The sequence below is a fragment of the Pedobacter paludis genome, assembly GCF_003173575.1.
Classification (GTDB): domain Bacteria; phylum Bacteroidota; class Bacteroidia; order Sphingobacteriales; family Sphingobacteriaceae; genus Pedobacter; species Pedobacter paludis.
In genome coordinates, this window is record NZ_QGNY01000001.1 from 84,154 (window position 1) to 106,049 (window position 21,896).

The 21,896-nt window shown below is 36.9% G+C and carries 12 protein-coding genes; 5 read left to right on the forward strand and 7 right to left on the reverse strand.

The genetic code is table 11. The features are described from left to right. Positions 1 to 187: 187 nt before the first annotated feature. The gene (locus DF947_RS00395; RefSeq protein WP_109927723.1) at positions 188 to 5,782 is read right to left on the reverse strand and encodes an alpha-2-macroglobulin family protein; all 5,595 of its coding nucleotides are present in this window, start codon (positions 5,780 to 5,782) and stop codon (positions 188 to 190) included. Between the two features lie 132 nt (positions 5,783 to 5,914). Here DF947_RS00395 and DF947_RS00400 point away from each other — a divergent pair, with 132 nt between their 5' ends. Then, positions 5,915 to 6,340, forward strand: coding sequence for a nuclear transport factor 2 family protein (locus DF947_RS00400; RefSeq protein ID WP_109927724.1), 426 nt, complete (start codon positions 5,915 to 5,917; stop codon positions 6,338 to 6,340). Positions 6,341 to 6,425: 85 nt separating this feature from the next. On the opposite strand, the gene DF947_RS00405 is transcribed toward DF947_RS00400, so the two are convergent. From DF947_RS00405 to DF947_RS00415, 3 genes are all read right to left on the reverse strand, one after another. Beyond that, a complete protein-coding gene (locus DF947_RS00405; protein WP_109927725.1) occupies positions 6,426 to 6,830 on the reverse strand; it encodes a hypothetical protein in 405 nt (134 codons plus the stop codon). Between the two features lie 124 nt (positions 6,831 to 6,954). Further along, on the reverse strand, positions 6,955 to 9,516 hold the full coding sequence (gene topA / locus DF947_RS00410; protein ID WP_109927726.1) for a type I DNA topoisomerase: 2,562 nt from the start codon (positions 9,514 to 9,516) through the stop codon (positions 6,955 to 6,957). A gap of 132 nt (positions 9,517 to 9,648) precedes the next feature. Beyond that, positions 9,649 to 10,719 (reverse strand): serine hydrolase domain-containing protein, encoded by a 1,071-nt coding sequence (locus DF947_RS00415; protein WP_109927727.1) that lies wholly within the window; start codon positions 10,717 to 10,719, stop codon positions 9,649 to 9,651. A gap of 167 nt (positions 10,720 to 10,886) precedes the next feature. Between DF947_RS00415 and DF947_RS00420 the strand changes: the two genes are divergently transcribed. Then, positions 10,887 to 11,402, forward strand: a complete 516-nt coding sequence (locus tag DF947_RS00420; RefSeq protein ID WP_109927728.1) for a glutathione peroxidase — start codon at positions 10,887 to 10,889, stop codon at positions 11,400 to 11,402. A gap of 111 nt (positions 11,403 to 11,513) precedes the next feature. Here the strand turns inward: DF947_RS00420 and aqpZ are convergent, their stop codons facing one another. Both aqpZ and mnmA read right to left on the reverse strand, forming a co-directional pair. Next, positions 11,514 to 12,221, reverse strand: coding sequence for an aquaporin Z (gene aqpZ, locus DF947_RS00425; protein WP_109927729.1), 708 nt, complete (start codon positions 12,219 to 12,221; stop codon positions 11,514 to 11,516). A gap of 418 nt (positions 12,222 to 12,639) precedes the next feature. Continuing rightward, complete coding sequence (gene mnmA / locus DF947_RS00430) at positions 12,640 to 13,731, reverse strand: tRNA 2-thiouridine(34) synthase MnmA (protein ID WP_109927730.1); 1,092 nt, start codon at positions 13,729 to 13,731, stop codon at positions 12,640 to 12,642. A 186-nt stretch (positions 13,732 to 13,917) separates the two neighbouring features. On the opposite strand from mnmA, the gene DF947_RS00435 reads away from it, so the two are divergent. Further along, on the forward strand, positions 13,918 to 16,203 hold the full coding sequence (locus DF947_RS00435) for a GH92 family glycosyl hydrolase (protein WP_109927731.1): 2,286 nt from the start codon (positions 13,918 to 13,920) through the stop codon (positions 16,201 to 16,203). A gap of 159 nt (positions 16,204 to 16,362) precedes the next feature. Beyond that, complete coding sequence (locus DF947_RS00440) at positions 16,363 to 17,208, forward strand: metallophosphoesterase family protein (protein WP_109927732.1); 846 nt, start codon at positions 16,363 to 16,365, stop codon at positions 17,206 to 17,208. Between the two features lie 164 nt (positions 17,209 to 17,372). Here DF947_RS00440 and DF947_RS00445 read toward each other — a convergent pair whose 3' ends face one another. Beyond that, positions 17,373 to 18,248 carry a hypothetical protein gene (locus DF947_RS00445; protein ID WP_109927733.1) on the reverse strand — a complete coding sequence of 292 codons (876 nt, stop codon included), beginning with the start codon at positions 18,246 to 18,248 and terminating at the stop codon, positions 17,373 to 17,375. A 368-nt stretch (positions 18,249 to 18,616) separates the two neighbouring features. Here DF947_RS00445 and DF947_RS00450 point away from each other — a divergent pair, with 368 nt between their 5' ends. Next, the gene (locus tag DF947_RS00450; protein WP_205940718.1) at positions 18,617 to 21,889 is read left to right on the forward strand and encodes a SusC/RagA family TonB-linked outer membrane protein; all 3,273 of its coding nucleotides are present in this window, start codon (positions 18,617 to 18,619) and stop codon (positions 21,887 to 21,889) included. Positions 21,890 to 21,896: the final 7 nt, after the last annotated feature.

The following is a 21,896-nucleotide window of genomic DNA, read 5'->3' on the forward strand; positions in this document are numbered from 1 at the left end:
AGTTTATTCATTGTTTTTCATGATCAAAATTTATGTTTCGGTTCGTGAGGACACGAACCGAGGCATTTGATTTACTTTTTAATCTCGCTATGGTTCGTGTCTCCACGAACCATTTCCCTTCCCTAATTACCCATTTATGTATCCATTCTCACTCGCCATGGTTCGTGTCTTCACGAACCATTTTCCATTACTTCACCACTTGTACCCACATTCCATTTTCGGTTGCGGAAATATTGTTGTTATACATCGCCTCACACTGTACTGCAGATAGATAATATTTCCCTAAATAAGATGCATTTAGCAATACTTTATAAACAACACTTTCATTTTCTTTAATGTTGAAATAAGTGAAAACTCTATCATCTCTAATATCCTGATAAGTAAAAGGAGATGAAGCCAAAGCGCTCTGATTATCATTTACTCGGGTATTTATTATTTCCCATCCTGAAGGAAAAATTTGTGTCAGTGCCATTTGTTCATAAAAGCCCATTTTTCCTGGGTTCTTAATGGTTACCTCTGCATAAAAATCAGTTCCCTGTTTTAACAACGCTGGGTTTAAAGGTGTTCCGTTCAATTTTTTATAAACTACACTCATGCCTAATACATCAGGTTTGTTTGGTAAGAAATTGTTCTGCCCCGCAACAGGTTGACCTTGCAGAACCAATCGAACAAAAAGCACATTTTTTCCATTATTTGTTACGGAAGTAGAATTGCCTTTAAAGTTCACAACAGTACTGTTAATGTATTGATTTGAATTAACTGGGGCAGATTTTCCATCCAATGTATATTGGTACTGCAATTTGTTTGAAGATTGGTTAGTTCCACAGAATTTAGCTATTGCCAATAAACTATAGGCAGTCGTTTGTGTGCTGTACCAAGTATCTTCACCCAGTTTGGCCGCTAAGGGTTTTAGTAAGGATGCTGCTCTTGCTTTTTGACCAAGTAATGTTAAGGTTTCTAAAATCATAGCCTCATCTCTAACATCCGATCCATAAGTACCACCAAGTTGGTTATAGGGCTGAACCATTGCGTCCAAACCTTTTATCATATTTTGTGCAAGATCATTTTGACCAGCAAGTTTATACGCTGCTGCCAAACGCCATTTTGCTGCAACAGATAGGTATTGAAATGCCCTTAATCTATTCATAGCTGCCATTTCTGGTTTCTTAGCAAGGGCCAGCACGTATAGACGGTAAGCCTGTGACAAATCTCCGCCATAAAAATTATTGCTATTTGGAGTCCAGTTTGTCGCTTTTGATTTTTCGAAACGCAATAATTCATCCATTAAACCAACAGGTAAGGTATAACCGGCATTTTGTGCTTCAACCAAAAAGTGACCGCCATAGTTAGTTCCCCATTCATCAGAACTGCCTTCGCCGGGCCAGTAAGATAAACCCCCATCTGGGGTTTGGAAACCTTTTAATCGGTTAATTCCTGCTTTTATGTTTCGTTCAGTAGTTGCCTTTTGTTGTTCACTTAAAGCGCTTAATCTATCCAAATACAATTGAGGAAAAATTCCCGAAGTAGTTTGTTCAATACATCCATGCGGATATTGAATTAAGTAACTTAATCTTTTGCTCAAATTAATTGCAGGAATTGAAGATACCTCAAGTGTACCAGAATTTGTTCCAGCCATTCCAATTGGCAAATAATTAATTGTCCATTTTTGGTGCGGTTGTACGGTGGCTGAAACCACATTTGTGATGTACGGATTTGGATTTCTAATGTCCATTTCTACATCGTACTCTGTTTTTTCTGCACCACTTTGAGCCATAACCTTAACCTTGGCAATGCCCACGGTATTTGGGGCTTTTACTTCAAAATAAGCCATTTGCTCACCAGTTTGCTTATAATAAAGCTGTTGTTTATTTATACCTTGAACAATTAAATTGCTTGTTTGCAACTGAACTGAAACATTTTTTAGATTGTTTTCTGTAGCGAAAACCGTAATCGGTAATGTGAAACTTTCTCCCGGACCAATTACCCTCGGTAGCGTTGCGAGTACCATTAATGGTTTTTTAACCTGAACAGATTTTTCTGCAAAACCATAAGCCGCATCTTGTCCGGCAATAACCATTGCCCTAACAGATCCAATGTATTGTGGGAGTTTAAATTTATGAGTTTTACTTTCTCCTTTTCCAATAGCAAATGGCCCCATAAATTTAACAACTGCCTTAAAGCGATTTGCTTTTGCTGGATTTAAATTTTTATTGATGCTTCCATCACCACCAATACTTAAAATCCTTTCTAGGTTTCCGCCCCAGGCACCAATAACGTAATCAAATAAATCCCAGGTTTTAACACCTAAACTTTCTCGAGCATAGAATGCACTATGCGGATCAGGCGTTTTAAAGCGGGTTAAATCCAACAAACCTTCATCTACCAAAGCAATTGTATACGTCATGGCCTTACCATTTTGTTCCCCAACAGTAATGGTGTTTTCGGTTTCTGGCTTAATTTTATCAGCCATTTTAATGGTTGGTTTTAATATGGTTTGGGGATCTTCCACCGAAATTGGAATGGCGCCATACATCCTAATTGGCAAATCGTTTACAGTTTGAGCATGTGGCTGGAGTAAAGTAATGTTCGCGAAAACATTTGGTGCCATGTTTTTCTCAGCCTTGAACGTGTATTGGGTTTGTCCGGATTTGGTATCAATCCAAAACGTTTTTAAAACCCGGCTACCGTTTTCTATTGAAATTAAGGCTCTTCCGTTTTTACCTGTTGGGATGGTTAAGGTAATGTCTTCACCGACTGTAAACTTCTCCTTATTGGCTGTAAATGATAACATAGAAGCTTCAGTAGGGTTGTTTCCCTGCTCACGCTGTGCCCAACCTGGCCAATCTACATATACCGATTTTCCGGTTACGTGACCACCATTTATATCTCTAACCAAGATTAAATATCGTCCCCATTCAGGTTCATCAATTCTTAAATTCCAGCTTCCCTTTCCGTTTGTTAGGGTAACTTGGTTAGTCGAAATAAGCTTATTGAATTGATTCTGAGTAAAGTTGGCGTAGGTGTACTGACTATCTTGTTCCCACCACCAGCGCCATTGCGTTTTATAAAGTTCTACCTGAACCGTTTTACTGCCACCGAGCAGTTTTCCATCGGTATTTACATTTACAATTTCTATTTTATGGTCTTTACCAGTAACCAACATGCCACTCAATTTATCGCCTTTTTCTGGTTTAACACCTAGATAACTGCTGTAAACATGATAAGGAATACTAAAATTATCAATACTGAAATTACCCCCTGGCTCGAAAACCTTCGTCGTAAAGTTTGCCCTTAAAACACCAGGTGCTGTATTATTCTCATTTATATTTGTATTGATTTGAGCCGTTCCATTTTGATTTAAGGTTCCTTCGAAAATGGTTTTAATTTGCGATTGGAAATTAACTGTTGGGTTATCGAAACTAAAGCCTTCAAAACCTTTGAATTTGGTTTCAGTGGTATTTAAGTTTACATCAACCTTTGCTTTTAAGTTTTGTGCAACAGCACCGAAAAGCCACTTGGCAGATAGGGTAGAGGCCGATGTACCTGATGTTAAATAAGCTTTGCCTCCAACATTAAAATCAATTTTTAAACGGTTTGGCATTACCGTTTCTATCTTAATGGTTTTTGTAAATGTTGCACCGCCAGCTTTTACTTTAGCCATCCAATCGCCAGTTGGAGCCGTGTTTTCTGTAGCCGTTTTAAAAGTGTAAAATCCGTTTAGCGGTTTGCCATTAATTAACCTTTTGTAAAGCTGTCCTTTAGGATTATAAAACTCCATCGTAACCGGATAATTTGCTGGGAGTTTCTTTAATTTATCTTCCAATACGAAGGATACAAAAACACTATCGCCCGGACGCCAAACGCCTCGCTCTCCATATATAAACCCTTTTAACCCGCTTTGTACTACATCACCACCAACATCAAATCGGCTTAAAGGCAACGAACTTGCATCGTCTAATTTTAAATATCCTCTTTCCGAACCATTTTTGGCTATCAATAAAAACGGCTGTCTTTTTAAATCGAAGGAAGCTAAACCATCTCCATCCGTTTTTGCCGAATAAATAATCTGCTTCTGATAATCCATCAGATCTAAACTTACTCCGCTTAGCGGTTTCGCTGTTAACAAATCTGTCGCAATAATTAGCATGCTATTATCATTACCGCGTTTTGCAACTAAACCAATATTCGAGGCAATTAAATTTCTACTTGCCCATCGTTCTGTTGTGTAGAATGATGGTGTACAAGGATTATCTTTATCATTCCAGCGATAATTATCAGGATAAGCGTTATTATAGTGTTGCCAAAACTCATCATCCTCATCAATTTTTTCGCCATAACTTTCATCGCCACTATAGTATCCACCTTCTTCGTCTTCATCGCTTGCACTTTCTTCTTTGGCCTTACAGTTAAAAACATTGTATTCTTGTCTAAAGGCAATTGTAACCCGATACATAGCGCCTGGTTCTGTGCGAATCATTTTATCCAGATCCAATGTAAAACGATTCTTTTTATGCAGATTGAGTGCTTTGTCTTCATCCAATCGAACTGTTTTTTGAAGAATTGGTTTTGCAACTCGTCTTAATTCGTTTCCATCTTTATAACTATTGGCTTGGAAAAACTGTGGAATATTATTCTCGTAAATCTTAATTACCGTAACATCAACAGCCTTTAGATTAATGGCTTCGAACGGAAGGACTAATTTTCCTGAGTTTGGTAAAATAGAACCGCCACCAGCAATGGTTACTGAAGGGATTTTATCTTCGAAAGTAAGATTTGCGGTTTTTCCCGCCTGTAATGTTTTTTGATTAATGTTTTCTACGCCAGCGTTAACGGTTAGCGTATAATCGCCCTTTAATTCTTCTGGTGCATAAATTTTCACCTGACTTGCATCAATCGTATATCTTAAATCGCTCAGATTGCCTAGCGTAACCATACCTGTTAAATCCTGGCCTACCCCAACCGGTTCAGAAAGCTGTACCAAAGCATAATCTTCTTCTCCCTGAATGGCTTTCATATCCAAAATTTCGAATTTGTTTATTGCAGGAATGCGGATTTCTTCTTCTCCTTTTTGGTCTGCATCAATTGCATCGCCGTCCCAGGTCAATTTTAAAGTTTCATCGCTACTTTTCTTTTTAATGCTATCTATTGTGAATTTTGATGTATTCTTGGCTGGATCATGTTGCCATTTTACGTGAAGTTTTTGATCGAAATCTATTTCAATGGTTTTTTCAATAGCCTGTGTTTCTTCTACATCAGAAGTTGAAACCTCTCCGGTTAACTTCATGTAATCCAATGATGTATTGTTTTGAGAAACCAATCCATTTTGAGTAAGCATAATGCCCGGAGTAATTACCTTGAACTCGAATTCAAAATCTTCCAATCCTTTTTCTGTTGCCGAAACTTGAGCAAGGTTAAAGGTTGCCTCATATTCTTTTCCGGGTTTTAAATTTTCATCAGGACGAAACTCTACCGTTTGTGGATCGATCCAATAGGTTTTTCCCGAGATAGAAGGAGAGAAGTCAAACAAATCTCTAGAATCTGCCTTGCCCAAATCTTGCATTCCTTGAGCTGGATTGGCTAAATGAACTCGAATAAAACTTTTTTTGGAAATTGTTCCCGAGGTGTAAGCCTCAATATATTTCGCGTAGGCTTGATTTATCTCGTTCGTTTTTTTCTTGCGATTAAAGTAAACAAACACAATCGACGCTATTGAAACAACAAGAACGGCAATAAAAATAAATTTCTTTTTGTTGGATGATTGGTAGGTAGAAGGCTTTTCCATATCTGATTAAATGTTATGAAAAATAACTAAAATTACCGTTAAAAGAAATTTTTTTAAAACTTTGAAGAATTGATTTGTTCCTTAGCTATCATTTAGATAAGTTTACATTCATCAACCCGATAACAACCAAATATGATAAAGAAATTATTGATTTGTACCATCTTAACCTTCTGCTCGATAAGTTTTTGTTTAGCGCAAAAGACGGAAGTAGAGGAAGCTGTTTCTAAACTAACGAAATTAATGATTGCGCCAGATAGCCTGGCCTTGAATAAAATGATTTTGAACAATTTAAGCTATGGGCACTCTAGCGGAAAAATCCAAACCAAACAAGAGTTTATGCATTCTTTGCTTTCGGGCGAATCTGATTTTGTAGATATTAATTTAACCGATCAAACTGTTATTGTTCAGAACAAAACAGCTTTGGTTCGCCATACTTTAAATGCCAAAACAAATGATAAAAATGTTCCAGGAAATGTGAAACTGTATATTTTATTGATTTGGAGCAAGGAGAAAACAGGATGGAAGTTAATTGGTAGACAGGCAATTAAGGTACCTTAAATCCCTAACGTCGCTATAAATTTATTTTAGAATCTTCAAATAAGATGCTGAAATAAATTCAGCATGCAAAATTTTCTTCGAGAAATTACTTTATCATAACCCCAGGTCTATTAACCAACGGAATTTTGATTAAATTAGAATCGATTATGCTTTCTGGTAGGAAGATGAATTTTTTATCGTAAATGGTAGAACCGATGTAATAGCTTAACCAATATTCGTTTGTTAAACCAAAAACTTGTGGATCAATTGCTTCAACACCTTTAAAATCATTAGCCTCCATATCGCCTAATGAATGCCTTAAAATAGAAGTTTTTACTTGCTTACCATCTTTTTCGCCATAACCTTTGGAGCTGATTAATACATTTGTGATGGGCTCGTTTTTTAAATTAACAAGATAAACTGTCCAATTTTTAACTTCTGGAGTTTCGCTCATTAATACCACGGCTATCGCAATATCTTCAACTGTATTTTCTGGTAAATCTGCTTTCATGTTGGAATAAGGATAAAGGAGCAAGGAACAAAGAGGAAGGAGTATGAAACAGTAAAACCAGTTAGTTTTTATATCTTTTGTCTTTGTTCCTTATTCTTTGTTCGTCGTTATTCTTTGTTCCTCGTTATTTTTTCTTCGCCACTGCTTTTTTGGCTGGAGCTTTTTTCTTCGCTGGAGCTTTTTTCTTTGTTTCAAATGCTTTAGGCACTTGCTCAACTATCATTTTTTTAATTACCTCCAAATCCACATCTACCAATTCTTCTGGTGTGTACTTTTGTTTTGTAGCTTCGTTATATCTAAGCTTAAGCATTAATTTTCCGAAACGGATAAATGGTCCCCATCTTCCATTTTCGATAGAGATTTTTTCTTCATCCCAGGTTTTTATAAAGCGATTGGCTTCTTTTTCTACTTTCTTCCCGATAAGGGTTTCAATATCTTCTTGCGATAAGTTGTCAAAATCATATCCTTTTGCTGGGATATTGATAAACAAATCGTTCCATTTTATAAACGGCCCGAAACGACCTTTTCCTTTTGTAACGCCTAATCCTTGATAGTGTGCAATAGGCGCATCATCATCCATTTTCTGCTTGATGATTTCAACGGCTCTTTCATAAGTAACGGCTAATGGTTCTTCGTTTTTTGGTAGCGAGATAAAAGCTTCTCCCCATTTAACATAAGGACCGAAACGGCCAACCCCAATCATTACCTCTTTGCCTTCAAAATCAGGGAGTTGGAAAGGTAGTTTGAACAATTCCAATGCATCATCCAATGTAATTGTTGCTACAGATTGATTGCGCATTAAACTCGCATATCGCGGTTTTTCCTCTTCGTCTAGTTCTCCGATTTGAACCAATGGGCCAAACTTTCCAACTTTGGTATACACGTTTTTGCCACTGGCGGGGTCTAAACCAAGTAATCGCTCGCCTGTTGCGCGTTCTGCGGTTTCCAAAGTTGTTTCTACTTCGGTATGAAAAGGATTATAAAACGAATGCAACATTTTTGTCCACTCTTGTAAGCCTTGCGCAATCTCATCAAATTCTTTCTCCACTTTGGCAGTAAAGTTAAAATCTACAATTCCCTTAAAATGTTCTACCAGAAAATCGTTTACTACTTCACCAATATCTGTTGGGAAAAGTTTCTGTTTCTCTGCACCCGTAATTTCAGATTTAGTTTCCTTGTTTACTTTGCCGTTAGCTAAAACAATCGCCGTAAATTTCCGTTGCTTTCCGTCCCTGTCTTCCTTAACTACATAACCTCGATTTTGAACCGTAGAAATTGTTGGGGCATAAGTTGATGGTCGGCCAATGCCTAATTCTTCTAATTTCTTAACTAAACTGGCTTCGGTATATCTTGCCGGCGGACGGGAATAACGTTCCGTTGCCTGCATTTCTTTTAAAAATAGTTCTTGTCCTTTTGCTAATGGAGGTAAAATTGAACCACCTTCTTTTTCCTCACTTTCATCCTCATCAGTAGATTCTAAATATACTTTTAAGAAACCATCAAATTTTAAAACTTCGCCTTCAGCAATTAAATGCTCCTTTCTGGTCGATGCTGTAATTTGAGCAGTAGTCTTTTCAAACAATGCCTCGCTCATTTGAGATGCAATAGAACGTTTCCAGATCAAATCGTACAAACGTTTCTCAGAAATATCGCCATCTACAGTATGTCTATCAAAGTAAGTAGGACGGATGGCTTCGTGAGCTTCTTGCGCACCTGCCGCTTTTGTTCTATAAACCCTTTGCTGATGATATTGATTGCCATAAGCAGATTTTATTTCTGCGGCAGCTGCATTTAGGGCCGTTTCGGATAAGTTTACCGAATCCGTTCTCATGTAGGTAATCTTACCAGCTTCGTAAAGTCTTTGTGCAACCTGCATGGTTCTGGCTACGGGAAAGCCTAGTTTTCGAGATGCTTCTTGTTGTAAGGTGGATGTGGTAAAGGGTGCGGCAGGATTGCGTTTTGCAGGTTTGGTTTCTAAACTTGTAATATCAAAGTTTGCGTTTGCACAATCTTGAAGGAACTTTTCAGCATCTGCATCGCTTTCGAAACGTTGTGGCAATTCTGCCTTTACCATTTCTTTTCCCTTACCTTTGGTAAATTGAGCGGTTATTTTGTAAGCTGCAGCAGCATTGAAATTTTGAACTTCTCTTTCTCTATCTACTATTAAGCGTACAGCAACAGATTGAACGCGGCCTGCAGAAAGCGATGGTTTAACTTTTTTCCATAAAACCGGTGAAAGTTCAAAACCTACCAATCGATCTAACACACGGCGAGCCTGTTGTGCATTTACTAAATTATAATCTATTCCTCGCGGACTTTCAATGGCTTTTAATATGGCTGGCTTGGTGATTTCATGGAAAACGATTCTTTTTGTTTTCTCTACTTTTAGGCCCAAAGTTTCGAATAAATGCCATGAAATTGCTTCTCCCTCACGGTCTTCATCGGATGCTAGCCACACCATTTCGGCTTCCTTAGCTAATTTTTTGAGTTCGGCTACCATGCTTTTCTTATCGGCAGGCACCTCGTATGTTTGGGCGAAGTTATTTTTTATATCAATCGCCATATCGCCTTTAACTAAATCCCGAATATGGCCATAGCTAGATTTCACAAGAAAGTCTTTACCTAGATAGCCTTCTATAGTTTTTGCTTTAGCTGGTGATTCGACGATTAATAAATTTTTGGCCATGAAATACGTTTTTGTGCAAATAAAGCTATAATTAAAGTATAAATCCAAACTTGAACACTATTTAATACAAATTTTTTATTAAATTTTATAAAAATCAGAGTTCAAAAAAATGAAAAGCCTTAAAATTATTACTTAATTTATCACCGCATTTATTTTCTGCCAAAGGCTTTCATCAAAGCCTGAAACTGCAAAAGAAGGGTTCGCTGGATCGGATGCATTTCCCATTCTTACAATCACCATATTCTTGCTAGGGATTACATAGATCCGTTGATCTGATGCGCCCATAGCAGCATACATATCACTTGGAGCGCTGGGAATTAAATTCCCCTGAAACACATTTTGACTACCTGGTATCATATAACTGCTTTTACCATTAAGCCACCATAAATAACCATAAGATGGATTTATGTTTTGTGAGGTTTTTATACTTTCAGAAAAAAAAGATTCGCTTATGATTTGCTCTTTATTCCATTTTCCATTGTTTAGAGCAAATAAACCGAATCTTGCCATGCTCCTGGTATTGCTGTTGTAAATTTTGAAAATAATTCCATCATCCCAAAAACCATCCATTCCTATTTTGTTTTTCAATTTGTTATCAAAATAACTTTCGAAAGTTTGTTTGCTCGCTGATGAAACCACATCCATTAATTTTTGGAAAACGTTAGCATAAGCCCAGCGTGTTCCTGCATCAGCTACATAAGTTAATTTAGATTTTATTACAAGATCGCTGCTTTCATCCAATCCCGATGTCATGGTTAGTAAATGTCTCACCGAAATTAAATTTTCTTTTGTCAAGGGTTCGCTTGTCCAGCCAGTTCCTAAATATTGATTTGCGGCCGTATTTATATTTAACAGACCTTCCTGTTGGGCTAAGCCTGTTGTTGTTGCAACTAAGGTTTTGCCTGCACTATTCCATTGCCAGCTGGTGCTTTGCGAATGGCCGTTAAAATACTCTTCTAAAACAATTCTCCCGTTTACAAGAATCATAAACGATTTTGAATTTTTCTCTACGAGAAATTTCTTTAAGTCATCTATCGCAGTTTGCTTCCATCCTAAACTGGCAACTGATTTGGTTTCCCAATCTATAGCATTATTTGGTGGATAATACATCTGTTCAGAACTCGCTGGAGTTGGTTCATCGATCTTTTTTTTACAGGCTAAAAACGATAACGTTACAAGTAACAGTAAAAGTTTAATTTTCATAACAATAGTGGTTTGGTTAGGTATACGACAGTAGATTGTCTCCAAGGTTTAATTTACCTGTGTACGAAATAAAATGAGCATTTAATGTTGCTTCTCATTTTATTTACAACTTCATTACCGATCTAAAAACTATTTCTCCATATATTCGTATATAAAATAAAACAGCAATGATAAACACCATCCTCATCCTATTGAACTTTTTGGTAAGTACACCTCCAAAAAACGTTTACGATTTCAGCTTCAAAACCATTGATGGCAAAGAAGTAAAACTATCAAAATTTAAAGGCAAAAAAATCCTGATTGTTAACACGGCTTCAAAATGTGGTTTTACGCCACAGTACGAAGATTTGGAGAAGCTACATAAGCAATATGGTAAAAAAGTAGTTTTAATTGGTTTCCCGGAAGGTAATTTTGGCGGACAAGAATTCTCTACCAATACCGAAATAAAAGAATTTTGTACCGGAAAATATAACGTTACTTTTTTATTGGCTGAGAAAAGCAGTGTGAAAGGTGATGATATAAGTCCTTTATTTAAGTATTTAACCACGCAAACCAATACAGAAGAGCAAGGTGATATTAAATGGAACTTCGAAAAATTCTTAATTAATGAAAAAGGAGAATTGGTTCACCGCTTCCGTTCTAAAACAAAACCTTTGGATGAGGCGATTGTAAAAAATTTATAATGAATTAAAAATGTGAGATAAAATAAGATATTTCATCTCGCTTTATATTTGAAAGGTAAAATGGATAGTGGACTGTAAATCCACTATCCATTTTACCTTTTTGTTTTAAAATCAGTTTCTTTCCAGTACAAATCTCCAAACTATTGCACTTAATATGGCGCCGATAACTGGCGCAACAATAAACAACCACAATTGGCTAAGTGCTTCTCCACCTACAATTAAAGCGGGACCAATACTACGCGCTGGATTAACCGAAACGCCCGTTACAGGAATTCCAACAATATGAATTAGCACTAAACTTAATCCAATGGCCAGGCCAGCAAAACCGCCATTAATATTTTTGGTAGAAGTAGCACCAAAAATTACCAATAGAAAGATAAACGTTAGTACAATTTCTGCTAAAAAGCCAGCATGTAAACTATAATGCTGAAGAGATAAAGCATCAAAACCATTTTGCCCCAAACCGTTTACCGCTAAAGAATATTCGGGCTTTCCTGATGCAATATGAAGTAAAATACATGCGCCTGCAATTGCACCTAAAATTTGAGCTACTATATAATATAATGCTTCGGTAATCTTCATTCTTCCTGCTACAACCATACCGATAGAAATAGCTGGATTAATATGGCAACCAGAAATATGGCCGATTGCATAAGCCATTGCAATAACAGATAAGCCAAAAGCAAAAGATATTCCCAATAAGCCCACGCCAGTAGTTCCATTTGCACCAGCTATTACGGCGCTTCCACAACCCATTAAGACTAATACTAAGGTGCCGAGAAATTCGGCTGTAAATTTTGAAAATTTAGAGGTTTCCATATAATTGATTTTTTAAAGTTTTAAAATAAAAATTACAGGGATGATGTAAACCAAAAGTAAATAAAATTTAAAGATTATAGAGGTATTGGGAATATTTATAGGTTTTTTGAAAATGTTGTTAGCTTTTGTGTTACACGAGGACACGTACCACGGCTTGATTGGTTTTTTGAAAATGTCAAATGCCAAGGCTCGTGTCCACACGAACCATTCAATATTTTGAATTCTCTAATCGCGTTTGAAAACGCTTAACTTATTAAATTACAGTGGAACGTGAGGACGCGTACCACGGCTTGAGAATATTATACTCCCAACGCCATGGTTCGTTTCTCTACGAACCAATCGATCTCTCAAAATTTACCAAATAAAAAAATCCCAACCAGATTAGCTGATTGGGATTTCAATTATATTTTTCTAATGATTAAACTAAGAAACCACCACCAAGCAAATCGTTTCCTTCATAGAAAACGGCAGATTGACCAGGCGCAATTGCTGAAACATTGTGATCGAAAACCACACGCATTCTATCTTTTTCTTGAACAATTGTACTTAACATACCAGCATCTTTATAACGAATTTTAGTGATCACATCATTCATTGGTTCTTCTATGCTTGCATATTTTACAAGATTGATGTTTCTAACCATTGCTTCTCTGCGTTCCAATTCATCGGCTTTGCCTAAAACAACGGTATTGCTTTCAGGTAAAATCTGCGTAACAAACATGGGTTCTCCAAAAGCGATACCTAAGCCTTTACGTTGACCAATAGTATAAAATGGATAGCCCTTATGTTGCCCAACAACCATTCCATTACTTAAAATGAAATTTCCACCAGCCACTCTGTCTTCCAAATCTTCCACTTTGTGTTTTAAGAAGGCTCTGTAATCATTATCGGGAACAAAACAGATTTCGTAACTCTCAGATTTCTTTGCAAGTTCTTCTTGTCCCATATCTAAAGCCATTTGTCTGATTTCAGATTTGGCAAAACTTCCCAAAGGAAATTTGGTACGCGAAAGATTTTCCTGTGAAACGCCCCAAAGTACATACGATTGATCTTTGTTTTCGTCTTTACCTTTAGAAATTACATAACGGCCACTGTCTTGCTGGCGAATATTGGCGTAGTGCCCAGTTGCGATAAATTCGCAATCTAGTTTATTTGCACGTTTTAACAAGGCTTCCCATTTAATGTGGGTATTGCATAAAACACAAGGATTAGGTGTTCTTCCGGCTAAATATTCGTCAACAAAGTTGTCGATCACATAATCGCCAAACTCATCACGGATATCTAATATATAATGTGGGAAACCATAATTTACCGCAAGGGTACGGGCATCGTTAATGCTATCTAACGAGCAGCAGCCGGTTTCTTTGCTGCTTCCACCAGAAGTTGCATAATCCCAGGTCTTCATGGTTAATCCAATAACCTCATAACCTTGCTCATGCAACATTACCGCTGCTACAGAACTATCAACCCCGCCACTCATGGCTACCAGAATTCTACCGTGTTTACTCATTTTAAAACTATTGGTTGCAAAAATAAGGTTTATTTAATTGAAATTATTTAAAGGAAGTCAGTAACTTGTAAAAAGCTGATTGTATTTTTTATGTTGATTAAACGTTTTAGTTTGACATTTTTCGCAGATTTACGCAAAAATTAATACCTTAGAATTTTCAAAAAATAAGCTAAATTTTAAATTGATATGATTAAAAAAATTATCCTGCCTTGTCTTTTGCTTTCGGCTCTTGCAGCATCAGCACAGCAGAATTTGGTGCAGTATGTTAAACCCATTATCGGAACCGAAAAAATGGGACATACTTATCCCGGTGCAACTGTTCCCTTTGGTGCAGTGCAGTTGAGCCCCGAAACCGATACTTTATCTTATGAAGTTGGTGGCAAATATAACGGCGACGTTTACAAGTATTGCGCTGGTTACAAATACGAGGATAAAACCATAACTGGTTTTAGTCATACTCACTTCAGTGGTACAGGGCATTCAGATTTAGGCGATTTTTTGATTATGCCAACGCAAGGCAAACTTCAGTTAAATCCAGGAACGGCATCAAATCCTAAAGGCGGTTATCGTTCTGCATTTTCTCATGCCAATGAAGTTGCAGAAGCTGGCTATTATAAAGTGAAGTTAGATGACGATAACATAACGGCCGAGCTAACCTCAACAACTAGGGTAGGGATGCACCAATATACTTTTCAGAAATCAGATCAATCACATATCATTTTAGATTTGATGGCCGGAATTTATAACTATGATGAAAAAACAGTTTGGACATATGTTCGTGTGGTAAATGATACCTTATTAACAGGTTATCGCCAAACCAATGGATGGGGCAGAACCAGAACTGTTTATTTTGCCATGAGTTTTTCTAAGCCATTTAAAAGTTACGGAAGAAAAAGCTACGATGCCAAACAAGCTTACAGAGGGTTTTGGGGCAAATTTAATCAAGACCAAAACTTCCCTGAAATTGCTGGTAAAAAGTTAAAGATGTATTTTGATTTTGATACTCAGGAAGGCGAAAAAATCAAGATCAAGTTTGCGCTATCTCCGGTAAGTCAGGATAATGCCTTGCAAAATATGCGTACGGAGATTTCTGGATGGGATTTTGAAAAAGTAAAAGCTCAGGCTCAGGCCACATGGAACAAAGAGTTAAATAAAATTCAGATTACATCCTCAAATAATAATAAAATCAATTTTTACACTGCACTTTATCATGCATTTATCAACCCGACTACTTATACTGATGTTAATGGCGAGTATAAAGGTTTAGATCAAGGTGTGCATAAGGCAGATGGTTTTACAAATTACACCACTTTCTCGCTTTGGGATACTTATAGGGCTTTGCATCCATTTTTCAACATTATGCAACCAAGCAGAAGTAATGATATGGTAAAATCTATGATGGCCCACTACGACCAGAGCAGTTTGCACATGTTGCCAATTTGGTCTCATTATGCAAATGATAATTGGTGTATGAGCGGTTATCACAGTGTCTCTGTAATTTCTGATGCAATTATTAAAGGCACTTATAATGGCGATCCAAATAAAGCCTTAGATGCCTGTGTAGCAACAGCAAAACATCGCGATTATGAAGGAATCGGTTATTATATGGACTTGGGTTATATTCCTGCTGAAAAAAGTGGTGTTTCTGTTTCGAATACGTTAGAATATTCTTACGATGACTGGGCGATTGCACAATTGGCTAAAAAGTTAAATAGAATGGATGTTTATGACGAATTTATCAAACGTTCTGGAAACTGGAAAAACAACTACGATAAATCAATCGGTTTTATGCGCCCAAAATTAGCCGATGGAACCTTTAAAAAAGCATTCGATTCAAAAGATACGGAAGGACAGGGTTTTATTGAGGGAAATAGCTGGAACTATAGCTTCTTTGTTCCGCATGATCCCACTGCGTTAATTGAAATGATGGGCGGAAAAGCAAAATTTGCAAAACGCTTAGATACCTTGTTTACCATGCATTTGCCTGATGAATTTTTCGCACATACAGAAGACATTACCCGCGAAGGAATTATTGGTGGTTATGTGCATGGAAATGAACCTGCACATCATATTGCTTACTTATATAACTGGACCGATCAACCTTGGAAAACGCAGGCTCAAATCCGTCATATTTTAAATATGCAATATAAGCCTACGGCTGATGGATTGGGCGGAAATGATGACTGTGGACAAATGAGTGCCTGGTACATGTTCTCTTCGCTAGGTTTTTATCCAGTTTCTCCAGGGTCTGATGTTTATGCACTGGGCAGTCCATCTGTAAATAATGCGGTTTTAAATTTAGAAAATGGAAAAACCTTTACAGTTGAAGCGATTAAGCAAAGCGATAAAAATGTTTATGTAAGCAAAGTTTTGTTGAACGGCAAAGCGTTAAGCACACCTTTTATAAAACACTCGGATTTGACAAATGGCGGTAAACTTACCTTCTACATGTCTTCTAGCCCGAACAAATAATTACACATCCCAAGTACAACGCCGCTGGTAAATTCGCCAGCGGTTTTTTTTTTGATAAAATTTATTGTGTTTGAATGTAGCGGATTAGTTATTTAAATTTAACCAACTGATAACATTGGTTCTATAATATTGAATTTAAATAAGCTTTAAAAATTTTACATGTCAAACAGACGATTTTTTATAAAAAGTAGTGTTGCTGGAGTTGTGCTGGCAAGCTTAAGCCCTGCGGTTTCATCTTTTGCATCAACAGATCTTCATGAACCTAAAATCTCAAGCGCAAAAACCAGGCTCCGTTTCGCAATAGCTTCTGATGGGCATTATGGCCAACCGGGAACTGATTTTAAAACAGATCATGAAAATATTGTCCGTTGGTTAAATGAATCGCACAACAAAAACCCGCTAGATTTTGTAATTATAAACGGTGATTTGGTTCATGATCGACCTGAACTATTATCGGAGGTAAAGAAAGAATATTACGATCGGTTAAAAGTTCCATTTTATGCAATTCCGGGAAACCACGATCATGCAGATGCGAAAATCTGGAAGTCGGTATTTGGGTATGAGGATAATTTTTCTTTCCAAAAAAACGGAATTGGCTTTGTGCTGGCCAATACTTCTGATACCACTGGAAAATACATCTGCCCAGATAATGTATTCTTAAAAAATGAGCTGGATAGATTTAAATCTCTAGAAACCATTTTTGTTATTTTACATATCCCACCACATTTTTGGGTGCCCGAAAGTCCCTTTGTAGAATGTCCTGATACCATTAAATTGCTCCACAGTTATCCTAATGTTAAAGCCGTTTTTCATGGCCACGATCATAGTTTGGATGCTGTTTTTTACACCAATAAATTACCGCATTTTTTTGATGCACATATTGGTGGGAACTGGGGTACGGCTTATAAAGGTTACAGGATTGTAGAAGTTGGGGAGGATAATAAAATTTCAACCTTTCAGGTAAATGCGAGCCAAAATCCTACGCTTAACGAAACTAAACTTTAATCAAAGATTAATTCCCAATTAACATTATAGCTCTAGTTTTAAGCTGTAAATATTTGGTTATCATATTATATTGTTTACTTATTGTACAAGTAAGCCTCGATGGATGTCGAGGCTTATCTTTTTAATATATTCTTAGTTTAAGTAGAGTTGAATGCGTATAAAAGCTACTTATCCCATTCGAAATTCATAATACTAACATTGCTCTTTCTAGATGAACTTACCGCAATCCCTTTTTCTTGAGCATCTGTAAGGGTAAATCCCTCCAGCTCGTCGGCTTTATCAGTGTCTACGATTTTTAGAGTAGACTCATGTCCCGTCTCCAAAGATTTTTCTAAATCAAGAAATGTCAACCTCCATTTTTTGCCTTCAATTTGGTTTTGAATTAATACGAGAATGCCTTGGTTTGCAATCCAATGTAAGTTTTGTACCCATGGAGAACAGGTGAATTTTTTAAAAAGTACATTTTTATCGCTGGTTTTATTCACTCTCGCCAAAACATTTGGGTCGTATAATCTTACCTCGTTATTTTTGTTTCCGTAATCTGCAGTGGCCACAAACCATTTGCCTTTATATTGTATGTATTCTGGCCTCGTACCCTGAATACAGGCATCATCTTCAATCGTATTAATTAAATTACCATCTAGGGTTCTCGTTTTTAAAAAGCCTTTCCAATTTATGTTATAAATAATCGCCTTCCACAAAGATCCCTCTGCATTTTGCCTTACTGAATTTCCTATAAAAGTCGGCATTCCTTTGTGGTAAGCTAAACCGGTTGGATGTTTAATTACATTTTTGTTTTTAATTGTAAAACGATACTCTTTGTGTTGATAAATTAGTGAATCCTCATTTAAAATGTATTCTCGCATTACGCCAACTTCTCTATCGCCATACAAATAGAATTTATCATTTTGATGAGAAATTCCTTGACATGCACCCAAAGAATCTAGAGTGAAATTCTTGCTTATTCTTCCAGAAATAGAGTGTGAACTTGTTATAATCAATAGAAAGCCGAAAACAAAAAATGGGGTAGATAATTTCATAATTAAGAATTTTAATGCCGATTAATCAATCCGATTAATGGGTATAAATAACATTATCGCAAACTAAGTGCAGTTCAGTTAAGCCAATATTAAGTTCACATTATTTTTCCTCGTTATTATCCAAATCTAGAACAAGGGTTTGTTCATATAATTAATGTTGACTTAAAAATAGGGCTTTGATATTCTTTCAGACTTAACACTGTAGATACATAGTGTTAAAAGTACACACCTACATTTGGCGAAAGTAGAAACACTCAATACACCTTGTCGATAATTATAATTTAAGCCTATGTGATTCCGAAATCTACATGCCTTTCAAAAACACAAAATCAAATCATATTTCTCAAACGATTACTAAGAACAAAAATATGACATCATTTTTAACCGCAGGTATGAGAAGTACCTGCAGGAAATTGCTTTTACCATTAGGATTAATAGCAATTTGTAATACCTCTTTAATGGCAATGAAAAATTCTTCTTCCTACTACGCCATTGATAATAATAAAGCAATAGTTACTATAAACGGAACGGTGCTAGATCAAAGTGGGCAGCCATTGCCCGGTGTAAATGTTTATGAAAAGAAAACCAAAAAAGCTACCGTAACAGATGGAAACGGTAAATTTTCAATCTCGGTTGAAGATGGGGCTGTTTTGGTTTTTTCATTTATAGGATACGATAGTCAGGAAGTTTCGGTTAACGGACGCCAGACATTGAAAATCACCTTGAAAGAAAACAGCAATACTTTAAACGAAGTGGTTGCAATTGGTTACCAGAAAATTAGAAAATCGGATGTAACTGGCGCCATTAGCAGCGTTAAAGCAAGCGAACTAAATTTAACATCAGCAACGGTTGGCCAGGCATTGGTTGGTAAAGTGGCGGGTGTACAGGTTTCGCAAACAAGTGGAGCACCTTATTCTGGGACTAAAATTAGAGTAAGAGGAGTAGGCTCAATCAACGCAAGTTCTGATCCATTATATGTTATAGATGGTTATCCGGCAGGAAATAATGTATCTATTAACCCTGAAGATATTGAAACCATAGACATTTTAAAAGATGCGGCATCAGCAGCTATTTATGGATCAAGAGCATCGGGTGGTGTGGTCTTAATTACCACAAAACGCGGTAAAGATGGTCAAGGTCGTTTTGAATATGATGTTCAGGGTGGAATTTCCCAACTGGCAAAAAAGGTTAAACTTTTAGATGCAAATCAATTTATTCAATTATTAATTGATGGGCGTAATAATGCTTACAAAGATTTATGGGTAAATGCAGGTAAAACCTGGAACGATTCTATGTTTGGCGATAACAACGCTACGCGGATTACTAATGTTGGAAATGGAGCCAGTGTAAGCATACCGGCCGATCTTTATAATTTCAGTACACAGCAAGCAATTCCAGCAACCTATAATACAGATTGGCAAGATGAACTGTATCGGAACGCGGCCTTTCAGCGTCATAATCTTTCCTTTTCTGGCGGAAATAAGGATATAAAATACTTTCTAAGCGGTGGCTATCAGGATAACGATGGAATTGTAGACAATACAAACCAGAAAGTAATCAACTTTAGAGCCAATATAGATGGTAATGTGAGCGAACGCTTACACGTTGGCGCAAACGTTGCTTATACTCAAAATACAAATGCCGAAGTACAGGAAGGACGTTACAATTTAAGTCCGATGATGTCTGCATTGATTTATCTGCCTTACCTTCCCGCTAGAGACGCAAACGGAAATCCAATCCAATTTGGAATGGGCGCAATTTCGTCTGCTTTCGGAGTACAAAATCCAGAGAACCCTTTAGCAACAGTAGAACAATTAAAAATTACCAGAAAAGGAAGCAGAAGCTCGTATAACGCAAACGCGACTTATAAAATTATTGATGGTTTATCTTTCAAGGCAAATTTAGGTACGCAAACCTATAACGAAAAGTACGATTACTATTTACCAACCAGTTTAAGCAATGGTAATAATCCACCATATTCTACAGCTTCTTTAACGGCAGCGAATGCAATTGCACAAACATTAAGTCAGGTAGATCAATTGGCCGAATTCACTTTAAATTATAACAAAACTTTTGGTAAGCATAGTTTAGATGTTTTGGCTGGTTATTCTGCTCAGAAAACAACGAGCGATCAGATTCGGGTTTCGGCTACAGGTTTCCAAAACGATTACATTGGAGAAATTACAGACAAAGGCGCTGATGCTGGATTTTTTACTCTGGATAATACAAGAACAGGCAAATCTGTAAATACCTTACTTTCTTACTTCGGTCGTTTTAGTTACAACTATGCCGGAAAATATTTCTTAACAGGTTCATTCCGTCGCGATGGTTCATCAAGATTTGGTCCGCTAAATAAATATGGAAATTTCCCTTCGGTAGTGGCGGGCTGGAATTTATCTGATGAAGATTTTTATAACAACTTTTTAGGAGAACAATCTAAAATTAAAATAAGAGCAAGCTGGGGCTTAAGTGGAAACAACAACATTCCGAATTACAGAACTGCTCAGGAACTTAGTGCACCTGGAGGTGTTGTTATTGGAAATGCAATTGCCACAGCGATTTGGCCAAACGCAATTCAAGATCAGGGCTTGGGTTGGGAATCTACATCTCAATACAATTTCGGAACAGATATCAGTTTGTTTAAAAACCGGGTATCCATTATGGCCAACTACTATTTGAGTTATTCTTATAACTTATTATTTAATCAGCCAATCTCGGCAGTATCAGGTGCATCATCAATTTTAACCAACCTTGCCGATAGTAAGGTTCGCAATAAGGGTTTTGATCTTCAGATAGATGGAAGAATTATCCAAAACGAAAACTTCACGTTTGGTGTAAGTGGAAACATTGCTGTAAACCATAATAAAGTATTAAATATGGGAGGAGCAAGTACCATATTTACAGCAGGTGCAGAGCGCTCTTACATCACCCACATTACACAAGAAGGACAGCCTATCGGGATGTTTTACGGATTTAAAGTATTGGGTAGAGTTACTGCAGATAATTTAGGAAAAGTTGCTCCTTCAGCCGCCTCTACAAATCCACTAAAAGTAGGCGATTTATATTTCCAGGATACCGATGGAAACGGTGTGGTTAACGACGCGGATAAAACCGTGATCGGTACACCTTACGCTAAGTTTACTTATGGTTTTGCGTTAAACACATCTTATAAAACGTTCGATTTGAGAGCTTCCTTTAATGGTTCTTATGGCAACCAAGTGTTAGACGGGCAGGATTATTATTTGTACAATATGGAAGGATCGGGTAATCAGTATGCAGATGTTGCCGATCGTTACCGTAATGAGGCAAATCCAGGTTCAGGTTTGGTTTATCGTGCATCGAGAGCAGGAACGCAGAGTAATAGTACACGTTTATCAAGTTTCTATATTCAAGATGGATCTTATTTCAGATGTACGAATATCACCTTGGGTTATAGCTTCCCTAAATCTTTAGCCAATACTTTAAAAGTGAATAATATTCGCATTTATGCAAGTGTAGATAACGCATTTACCATTACCGACTATAAAGGTTACAACCCAGAAGTAGATTACAGTGTAGGTAATAACCTTGCTCCGGGTGTGGATTATGGAAATTATCCACTGGCTAGGGCTTATAATGTTGGTATTAAACTTACTTTTTAGAATTAAG